This is a genomic window from Oleiphilus sp. HI0123, assembly GCF_001635315.1.
In genome coordinates this window covers 1-3534 of sequence record NZ_LWGE01001339.1, presented here as the reverse complement: position 1 = coordinate 3534, position 3534 = coordinate 1, and the positions used below count along the sequence as shown (strand labels likewise).

The window sequence follows — 3534 nt, the reverse complement described above, 5'->3', positions numbered from 1 at the left end:
AGTAACTGTCAAACAACTGGCAAATGATATAGGTGCACCGGTCGACCGACTGTTAAAGCAAATCGCGGATGCAGGTTTACCTGCTCGTGATGAGAGCTCGGTTGTTACTGATGAAGAAAAGCAAACTTTGCTGACTTTCTTAAAGAAAAGTCATGGCGAAGAAAATGACGAGCCTAAGAAAATCACACTGAAGCGCAAGACGACATCAACTTTGAAGATGTCAGCGGGTCAAGGTAAGTCAAAAACAGTTAATGTTGAGGTGCGTAAGAAACGTACCTATGTGAAGCGCCCGGAAGTCTCTTTAGAGCTTGAACAGCAGAAGAAAGAAGAGGCAGAACGAGCAGCTAAACTAGCCGAAGAAGTTGCTGCTAAGAAAGCACAAGAAGCGAAAGAAGCTGAAGAGAAAGCTCGAAAAGAGCAAGAAGCCAAAGAGGCTGAAGCTAAGCGTGAAGCGGAAGATGCTAAGAAAAGTGAAGCGAAAGCGCCGAAGGCTGAAGTACCAGTGACGCCTGCTGAGCTTGAAACAAACGAAAAGCATAAAAAGCACAAGAAGAAAGAAAAAGTGCCTGTTGTGGATGAGGACGAAGCTCCGAAACGCAAGCATGTTAAGTCTGCCGGACACAGAGCGCCTCGTCAGCGAGATGAAGATCTATCAACAATCAGTTTAGATGTTCTTATCGATGAAGATGAGCCGCAGCCACGTAAGCTAAAGTCTAAAAAGAAGAAAGTAAAACGTACTCATGCTTTCGAGAAACCGGTGTCGCCTGTGGTTAGAGAAGTAAATATCGGTGAGTCAATCATCGTAAGTGAATTGGCAGACAAGATGTCTGTTAAGAGCGCCGTTGTGATTAAATCACTGATGGGTATGGGCGTTATGGCAACGCAGAACCAGTCTATTGACCAAGAAACTGCAGTGCTTGTTACTGAGGAGTTAGGTCATACAGTGAAATTGGTTGCTGAAGATGCGATCGAAGCTGAAGTGATTGAGAGTATCGATTACGCAGGTGAAGAGACGCCTCGTGCGCCAGTTATCAGTGTAATGGGTCACGTTGACCACGGTAAGACCTCTCTGCTTGATTATATCCGTAAAGCGAAAGTAGCTAGTGGAGAGTCAGGTGGTATTACACAGCATATTGGTGCTTATCACGTAGAGACCGGTCATGGCATGATCACCTTCCTGGATACGCCAGGACACGCAGCCTTTACAGCTATGCGTGCACGTGGTGCGAGCAGTACTGATATTGTTATTCTGGTTGTAGCAGCCGATGATGGCATGATGCCACAAACCGAAGAAGCGATTCAGCATGCGCGATCAGCAAATATGCCGATCGTTGTTGCGGTAAACAAAATGGATAAAGAGCAAGCAGATCCTGATCGTGTTAAAAATGAACTAGCGACGAAAGAAGTTATCCCCGAAGACTGGGGTGGCGATGTCCAGTTTGTAAACGTTTCTGCGCATACCGGTGAAGGTATTGATGCTTTGCTTGATGCTGTATTGCTTCAAGCTGAGCTTCTAGAGTTAACAGCTGCCAAGAACGTTCCGGCAAAAGGTGTTGTTGTGGAATCTAGCCTTGATAAAGGCCGTGGTGCTGTATCAACAGTATTGATACAGAACGGTACACTTCGTGGTGGTGATATCGTTATTGCGGGCATGTGTTACGGTCGCGTTCGAGCGATGCTTGATGAAAATGGTCAGCCAATTAAAGATGCAGGCCCGTCTATTCCAGTTGAGATACTGGGTCTTAATGGCACGCCTGATGCGGGTGACGAGTTTGTTGTTGTTGAGAGCGAGCGAAAGGCACGTGAAGTAGCTGAGTTCCGCGAAGAGAAGAGCCGAAAGGATCGCTTGCAGCGTCAACAGGCTTCTAAGCTTGAGAACATGTTTAGCAATATGGGCCAAGATGAAGTTCGTACTTTGAACGTTGTTCTGAAAACTGACGTGCGTGGTTCTTTGGAGGCGCTGACGGCATCATTGAATGACATTGGTAATGAAGAAGTTCAAGTAAGAATCGTGGGTAGTGGTGTCGGTGGTATTACCGGTACTGATGCTAACCTGGCTTTAACTACCAATGCGGTAATTGTTGGCTTTAACGTTCGTGCTGATGCTTCTGCAAGAAAGATTATTGATGAAGAAGGTCTGGATCTTCGCTACTACAGCGTTATCTACGATATTATTGATCACGTTAAGCAAGCTCTAACTGGCATGCTAGCTCCTGAGTTTAAAGAAGAGATTGTCGGCATCGCTGAAGTTCGTGACACCTTTAAGTCTCCTAAGTTTGGTCAGGTTGCGGGTTGTATGGTGCTTGAAGGTACGATCTACCGTAATAAGAAGATTCGCGTATTGCGTGACGATATCGTGATCTTTGAAGGCGAGTTAGAATCATTGCGTCGCTTTAAGGATGACGTTAATGATGTTCGTTCAGGTACTGAATGTGGTATCGGTGTTAAGAACTATGACGTAAAAGTGGGCGATAAGATTGAGGTCTTCGATAAGATCTCTGTTGAACGTACACTCGATTCGTAATTAGTTTGATTAGCGGGATAAGTAGTTAATGGCGCAAGATTTTAAAAGAACAGATCGTATTGCTGATCAAATGCAACGCGATCTGGCAGAGTTGCTTCGTTCTTCAATGAAGGACCCTCGGGTTGGCATGGTAACAGTGAATCAAGTGGTGGTGGCCAAAGACCTCGGTTTTGCCGATGTTTATGTTACCTTACTCACAGTTGATGATCTGGATGCTGATGCGGCTGAGGTAAAAAGTACGATTAAAGTACTTAACGGAGCAGCAGGGTTCTTGCGCAGCGAGCTTGGTCGTATGATCAAGCTTAGAACTATCCCGCAACTACGTTTTCATTTTGACGCTTCGGTTAAACGCGGCCGTCAACTCGATAATCTTATTTCTCAGGCTCGAAAGAAAGACGCTGATTTGTCTGTCGATGAGGGGAATGAAGATTCCAATACTCCTACGGATAACGAAGGCTAGTCCCTTTGGCGCGTAGAAGAAAAGGACGCCTGCTAAACGGGGTGTTGTTGCTTGATAAGCCTCAAGGGATGACTTCAAATTTTGCCTTGCAAAAAGCTCGGCGGATATTTGGTGCTCAAAAAGCAGGTCATACCGGAAGTCTTGATCCTCTAGCGACGGGTGTTTTACCAATTTGTTTTGGTGAGGCAACCAAGTTCTCTCGTTATCTACTTGATGCGAATAAAGGCTATTACACAACCGCGACTCTAGGAGATATCCGGACGACCGGTGATAGTGATGGCGAAACGGTCGAGATCAAAGAAGTGCCTGCACTCAGTGAAGCTCCCTTATTAAGCTTGCTAGAGAAATTTAAAGGTGACATAGAGCAGGTGCCATCTATGTATTCTGCGCTAAAGCATCAGGGTCGCCCCTTATATGAATATGCGCGCAAAGGTATCACGATAGAGCGTCCTGCACGCCCAGTTAGTATTTTCAGGCTTGAGCTCGATGAGTTACGCGAAAAGCAGCTCGATTTGACTGTCGAATGTTCGAAAGGTACTTATATTCGCTC

The 3534-nt window shown here is 45.7% G+C and carries 3 protein-coding genes; all 3 read left to right on the top strand.

Features of this window, described 5'->3' with window-relative positions; all coding sequences use genetic code 11:
• Window positions 1-2524, top strand: a 2524-nt coding sequence (infB, locus tag A3761_RS16675; RefSeq protein WP_068750543.1) for a translation initiation factor IF-2, incomplete at its 5' end; no start/stop codon positions are given.
• Between the two features lie 28 nt (window positions 2525-2552).
• A complete protein-coding gene (rbfA, locus tag A3761_RS16670; RefSeq protein ID WP_068553620.1) occupies window positions 2553-2984 on the top strand; it encodes a 30S ribosome-binding factor RbfA in 432 nt (143 codons plus the stop codon).
• Window positions 2985-2989: 5 nt separating this feature from the next.
• Window positions 2990-3534 (top strand): tRNA pseudouridine(55) synthase TruB (truB, locus tag A3761_RS16665; RefSeq protein ID WP_082870280.1); only part of this gene is annotated, 545 nt, incomplete at its 3' end.

Bases quoted from the DNA above. Each gene is read 5' to 3' on its own strand.
- rbfA (WP_068553620.1), top strand. From the start codon at position 2,553: ATGGCGCAAGATTTTAAAAGAACAGATCGTATTGCTGATCAAATGCAA.